The sequence below is a fragment of the Alkalidesulfovibrio alkalitolerans DSM 16529 genome (genome assembly GCF_000422245.1).
Classification (GTDB): Bacteria; Desulfobacterota; Desulfovibrionia; order Desulfovibrionales; family Desulfovibrionaceae; genus Alkalidesulfovibrio; species Alkalidesulfovibrio alkalitolerans.
The window spans coordinates 1-5157 of record NZ_ATHI01000016.1 but is presented as its reverse complement, the minus strand read 5'-3'; the positions used below and the strand labels follow the sequence as shown (position 1 = coordinate 5157).

The window sequence follows — 5157 nt, the reverse complement described above, 5'->3', positions numbered from 1 at the left end:
TTCAAGGTCTTTGACAATTAAATAGCGAGATCGGGCGCGAACGCGAAGTGGACACCTTCGGGTGTTTATGAGTTTCAGAGATTCTACAGGATTTGAACTGGAGAGTTTGATCCTGGCTCAGATTGAACGCTGGCGGCGTGCTTAACACATGCAAGTCGAGCGAGAAAGTCCGCTTCGGTGGATGAGTACAGCGGCGCACGGGTGAGTAACACGTGGATAATCTACCGCGAGGACTGGGATAACAGGTGGAAACGCCTGCTAATACCGGGTACGCATCATATTTATTTATGGTGGAAAGATGGCCTCTGCTTGCAAGCTATCGCCTTGTGATGAGTCCGCGTCCCATTAGCTAGTTGGCGGGGTAATGGCCCACCAAGGCAACGATGGGTAGCTGGTCTGAGAGGATGATCAGCCACACTGGAACTGAAACACGGTCCAGACTCCTACGGGAGGCAGCAGTGGGGAATATTGCGCAATGGGCGAAAGCCTGACGCAGCGACGCCGCGTGAGGGAAGAAGGCTTTCGGGTCGTAAACCTCTGTCAGGAGGGAAGAAGTGGCATACGGGTAATATCCGTATGTTTTGACGGTACCTCCAGAGGAAGCACCGGCTAACTCCGTGCCAGCAGCCGCGGTAATACGGAGGGTGCGAGCGTTAATCGGAATCACTGGGCGTAAAGCGCACGTAGGCGGCTTGGTAAGTCACATGTGAAAGCCCTCGGCTCAACCGGGGAACTGCGTGTGATACTGCCTTGCTTGAGTCCTGGAGAGGGTGGCGGAATTCCCGGTGTAGGAGTGAAATCCGTAGATATCGGGAGGAACACCAGTGGCGAAGGCGGCCACCTGGACAGGTACTGACGCTGAGGTGCGAAAGTGTGGGGAGCAAACAGGATTAGATACCCTGGTAGTCCACACTGTAAACGATGGATGCTAGGTGTCGGCGGGTTCACCGTCGGTGCCGCAGTTAACGCGTTAAGCATCCCGCCTGGGGAGTACGGTCGCAAGGCTGAAACTCAAAGGAATTGACGGGGGCCCGCACAAGCGGTGGAGTATGTGGTTTAATTCGATGCAACGCGAAGAACCTTACCTGGGTTTGACATCCCTCGAACCCTGCGGAGACGCGGGGGTGCCCTTCGGGGAGCGGGGAGACAGGTGCTGCATGGCTGTCGTCAGCTCGTGCCGTGAGGTGTTGGGTTAAGTCCCGCAACGAGCGCAACCCCTATTGTCAGTTGCCAGCAGGTAAAGCTGGGCACTCTGGCGAGACTGCCCGGGTCAACCGGGAGGAAGGTGGGGACGACGTCAAGTCATCATGGCCCTTACGTCCAGGGCTACACACGTACTACAATGGCGGCTACAAAGGGCAGCGAGACCGCGAGGTGGAGCCAATCCCAAAAAAGCCGTCCCAGTCCGGATTGCAGTCTGCAACTCGACTGCATGAAGTTGGAATCGCTAGTAATCCCGGATCAGCATGCCGGGGTGAATACGTTCCCGGGCCTTGTACACACCGCCCGTCACACCACGAAAGTTGGTTCTACCCGAAGCCGGCGGACTAACCGCAAGGAGGTAGCCGTCTACGGTAGGGCCGATGATTGGGGTGAAGTCGTAACAAGGTAGCCGTAGGGGAACCTGCGGCTGGATCACCTCCTTTACCGAGCAAGCGCCCGTCTCGCTATTTAATTGCAAAGATCTTGAGTGATCTTTGAGAACCGAACCACGTGGGTGGGTCGTGTGGAAGTTTCGCGCCTGGTTTCGGATTTGGTCCGGGTAGGAGTGAGAGCCATGCGGCGGTATAGTCCCGCGTACGAGTGGGCCTATAGCTCAGGTGGTTAGAGCGCACGCCTGATAAGCGTGAGGTCGATAGTTCAAGTCTATCTAGGCCCACCATGCTTATCCCGAAGGGGGTGTAGCTCAGCTGGGAGAGCACCTGCTTTGCACGCAGGGGGCCATCGGTTCGATTCCGTTCACCTCCACCAGGGGTGGGCATGTTCTTTGAAAGTGAAATAGGCGTTTGAGGTTGCGCGTCTGGATTAAGATAATAAGGGCAACAGGTGGATGCCTTGGCGCTAGCAGGCGAAGAAGGACGTGGTAGGCTGCGATAAGCCTCGGGGAGCCGCCAAACAGGCTTTGATCCGAGGATTTCCGAATGGGGCAACCCGGCTGGAGTCATGTCCAGTCGTCCCTTGACTGAATTCATAGGTCTTGGGAAGCCAACCCGGGGAAGTGAAACATCTCAGTACCCGGAGGAAGAGAAATCAAACGAGATTCCCTCAGTAGTGGCGAGCGAACGGGGAAGAGCCCAAACCGGAGTCATTCGTGGCTTCGGGGTTGTGGGGCCGTCATACGTGATCCATGAGTAGATAGCGGAACGATCTGGGAAGTTCGATCATAGAGGGTGAAAGTCCCGTACGCGAAGTCGAAAGTGGCGCAGACGGTACCCGAGTAGGGCGGGGCACGTGAAACCCCGTCTGAATCTGGGGGGACCATCCTCCAAGGCTAAATACTCGCTAGCGACCGATAGTGAACCAGTACCGTGAGGGAAAGGTGAAAAGAACCCCTGTTAGGGGAGTGCAATAGAACCTGAAACCTGTTGTCTACAAGCGGTTGGAGCGGACTTGTTCCGCGACAGCGTGCCTTTTGCATAATGAGCCAGCGAGTTACTTTGTCGTGCGAGGTTAAGCGTGAGCGGAGCCGAAGCGAAAGCGAGTCTGAATAGGGCGTTTAGTACGGCGAAGTAGACCCGAAGCCGGGTGATCTATCCATGAGCAGGTTGAAGCTCGGGTAAAACCGAGTGGAGGACCGAACCAGTGTAAGTTGAAAATTACTTGGATGACTTGTGGATAGGGGTGAAAGGCCAATCAAACTCGGTGATAGCTGGTTCTCCCCGAAATATATTGAGGTATAGCCTCGGGATAGACTGACGGAGGTAGAGCACTGAAAGGGCTAGGGGGCCTACCAGCTTACCAAACCCTATCAAACTCCGAATGCCGTTAAGTTGTTTCCCGGGAGTCAGGCTGCGGGTGCGAAGGTCCGTAGCCGAGAGGGAAAGAGCCCAGACCGCCAGCTAAGGTTCCGAAATCCATGCTCAGTGGGAAAGGTAGTGGGGCTGCTTAGACAGCCAGGAGGTTGGCTTAGAAGCAGCCATCCTTTAAAGAAAGCGTAATAGCTCACTGGTCTAGTGGCCCTGCGCCGAAGATGTAACGGAGCTAAGCATGGTACCGAAGCTGCGGATGCACAGCAATGTGCGTGGTAGGGGAGCGTTCTCATACGGGACGAAGGGAAAGGCGTAAGCCATCCTGGACTTGTGAGAAGTGATTATGCTGGCATGAGTAACGATAAGGCATGTGAGAAACATGCCCGCCGTAAGCCCAAGGTTTCCTGGGTAAAGTTAATCTTCCCAGGGTGAGTCGGCCCCTAAGGCGAGGTCGAAAGACGTAGTCGATGGGAAACGGGTTAATATTCCCGTACTTGCGCGAGGGCGCGATTGGGGGGACGCAGAAGGGTAGGCCATCCGGGTGTTGGATGTCCCGGTGCAAGTGTGTAGGCAGGTCCCGTAGGCAAATCCGCGGGATATCGCCGAGACACGATGCCGTGTCCGCAAGGACTGAAGTGGTTGAGCCCATGCTGCCAAGAAAAGCCTCTAAGTTTACCTCGTGCAAACCGTACCGCAAACCGACACAGGTGGGCGGGGTGAGTAACCCAAGGCGTTCGAGAAAACTCCGGTCAAGGAACTCGGCAAATTGGCCCCGTAAGTTCGCGAGAAGGGGCGCTTTCCATGGTGAGGCGATTTACTTGCCAAGCTTTGGAAAGCCGCAGTGAAAAGGTGGGGGCGACTGTTTACTAAAAACACAGGTCTCTGCGAAGTCGCAAGACGACGTATAGGGACTGACGCCTGCCCGGTGCCGGAAGGTTAAGGGGTGGGGTTAGCTTCGGCGAAGCCCTAAACCGAAGCCCCGGTAAACGGCGGCCGTAACTATAACGGTCCTAAGGTAGCGAAATTCCTTGTCAGGTAAGTTCTGACCTGCACGAATGGCGTAACGATCTCCACACTGTCTCGACCGGAGACTCGGTGAAATTGGAGTGGCGGTGAAAATACCGTCTCCCCGCAGAAGGACGGAAAGACCCTGTGCACCTTTACTACAACTTGACGTTGTGTTTTGGGCTGGCATGTGTAGGATAGGTGGGAGGCTTTGAACTCTGTACGCCAGTATGGAGGGAGCCAACCTTGAAATACCACCCTTGTCAGTCTAAGACCCTAACCTCGAGCCGTTATCCGGCCGGGGGACAGCGTCTGGTGGGTAGTTTGACTGGGGCGGTCGCCTCCCAAACAGTAACGGAGGCTTGCAAAGGTTCCCTCAGGCTGATTGGAAACCAGCCGTTGAGTGCAAAGGCATAAGGGAGCTTGACTGTAAGGCAGACATGCCGAGCAGGGACGAAAGTCGGTCTTAGTGATCCGGTGGTTCCGCATGGAAGGGCCATCGCTCATAGGATAAAAGGTACGCCGGGGATAACAGGCTGATCGCATCCAAGAGTTCACATCGACGATGCGGTTTGGCACCTCGATGTCGGCTCATCACATCCTGGGGCTGGAGCAGGTCCCAAGGGTACGGCTGTTCGCCGTTTAAAGTGGTACGCGAGCTGGGTTTAAAACGTCGTGAGACAGTTTGGTCCCTATCCTCTGTGGGCGCAGGAGAATTGAGAGGGGCTGTCCCTAGTACGAGAGGACCGGGATGGACGAACCTCTGGTGTTCCAGTTGTCGCGCCAGCGGCACTGCTGGGTAGCTATGTTCGGAAAGGATAACCGCTGAAGGCATCTAAGCGGGAAACCTGCCTCAAGATAAGTTCTCCCTGGACTTCGGTCCCTAAAGACCCCAGGTAGACCACCTGGTTGATAGGCCGGAGGTGTAAGCGCAGTGATGCGCTCAGCTGACCGGTACTAATAGGTCGTGCGTCTTCATCCACACACAAACGCAACCTCAAACGCCATTTCTATATTTCGGGCGCAAGCCCAAGAAATTGTCCTGGCGGCCATAGAGAGGGGGTCACACCCGATCCCATTCCGAACTCGGCAGTTAAGCCCCTCTTCGCCGATGATACTGCAAGTTCACTTGTGGGAAAGTAGGTCGCTGCCAGGGCTCTCCTTCAAAAGCCCCCGGTCCAAA

The 5157-nt window shown here is 55.6% G+C and carries 2 tRNA genes and 3 rRNA genes; all 5 read left to right on the top strand.

Features of this window, described 5'->3' with window-relative positions:
• The first annotated feature begins 94 nt into the window (after positions 1-94).
• The 5 genes from DSAT_RS06980 (at position 95) to rrf (ending at position 5130) form a co-directional block, all read left to right on the top strand.
• Positions 95-1646, top strand: a 16S ribosomal RNA gene (locus DSAT_RS06980).
• A gap of 159 nt (positions 1647-1805) precedes the next feature.
• A tRNA-Ile gene (locus tag DSAT_RS06975) sits at positions 1806-1882 on the top strand.
• Positions 1883-1895: 13 nt separating this feature from the next.
• Positions 1896-1971: transfer RNA gene (locus tag DSAT_RS06970), tRNA-Ala, on the top strand.
• 52 nt (positions 1972-2023) lie between these two features.
• A 23S ribosomal RNA gene (locus DSAT_RS06965) occupies positions 2024-4956 on the top strand.
• Between the two features lie 59 nt (positions 4957-5015).
• Positions 5016-5130: ribosomal RNA gene (gene rrf / locus DSAT_RS06960) — 5S ribosomal RNA — on the top strand.
• Together the 16S, 23S and 5S rRNA genes with 2 tRNA genes alongside form the textbook arrangement of a ribosomal RNA operon.
• The last annotated feature ends 27 nt before the right edge of the window (positions 5131-5157 follow it).